This is a genomic window from Dietzia papillomatosis NBRC 105045, assembly GCF_001570845.1.
In the GTDB taxonomy this organism is placed as follows: Bacteria; Actinomycetota; Actinomycetes; order Mycobacteriales; family Mycobacteriaceae; genus Dietzia; species Dietzia cinnamea.
Genome location: NZ_BCSL01000115.1, coordinates 1 through 1,013 on the forward strand (window position 1 = coordinate 1; position 1,013 = coordinate 1,013).

General features: G+C 67.6%; 1 protein-coding gene. It reads right to left on the reverse strand.

Going from position 1 to position 1,013, the window contains the following annotated elements:
* Nucleotides 1-946, reverse strand: a 946-nt coding sequence (locus tag DPA01S_RS16060) for a transposase (RefSeq protein ID WP_198150855.1), incomplete at its 3' end; no start/stop codon positions are given.
* Nucleotides 947-1,013: the final 67 nt, after the last annotated feature.

Genomic DNA, 1,013 nt, shown 5'->3' on the forward strand with positions numbered 1-1,013 from the left:
TCAGCCCGGTATCGGGTTCGACCACGATGTGGGCTTTGAACCCGTCCTGGCGACGCTGCTGGGTCTTGTGCGCGTGCCGGGCATCGGGGTCCACGGTAGAGATCACCCGGTCCGGGACGGTGCGGCGGGCGATGCGCCACCGGCCGTCGGTGCCATCGGAATCCTCGGCGGGCTCGACGTCCTGGCCGGCGACCAATGCCAGCAGCGCCACCGCCTCGGCTGGTCTGCCGCCGGCGGCGGTGATCGCCTCAACATCCAGAGCCTCAAGCAGTGCCAGAGCGTCTGCAACCAGGGCCGAGACCAGCTCGTCGCGGGCGGCCTGGTCATCCCAGGCGATACGCGGCTTACCGGCCTCGGAGTAATCGTGCCCGCACACCGCCGCCAACCGGGTGCACTCGGAGGCGATCAGCTCTTTCGCGCCGGGCACTTCGCGGCCGACCCGCCTGATCTGGGCGATGAGTTGGGTGATCGTGTCCTGACGGGCCACCGCATCATCCAGAACCGTCGAGTCCAGTGCGCGGCGGGTCTTAGTCTTGACCGCTCCGGTCTCGGCGATGACCTGGCGCACCACCTCGAAGATCCGCTGCGGATTCTCGCTGGCGGCCAGCCGGCGCCGCCAGTAAGTCAACGTCGACGAGTCGAAGCCCTTGGCATCGACCGCGTACCCGCACGCGGCCTTCCACCGCAGATCGAACGTCAACGCATCCACGGCCTCCCGGTCGGAGTGCCCAAACAGAGCCTGAAGCACGATGACCGAGGCGATCACCTCCCCCGGGATCGACGGCCGGCCCCGGCCCGAGGGAAACAAATCGGCGAACAACTCCGCCGGGAACAAGCGATCCCGATGCTCGGCCAGCAACGCGAACACGCTGCCGGGCTCGAGCAGATGCCCCGCCACCGACTCCACATCCAGCAACTCACGCTGCCGATCCCACTCACCCTGCATGAACCAAGTATTTCAGGCCCGGGTCAACCCGCGGGGCGGACACCCTGATTGTTCAGCAGTCTCCTAG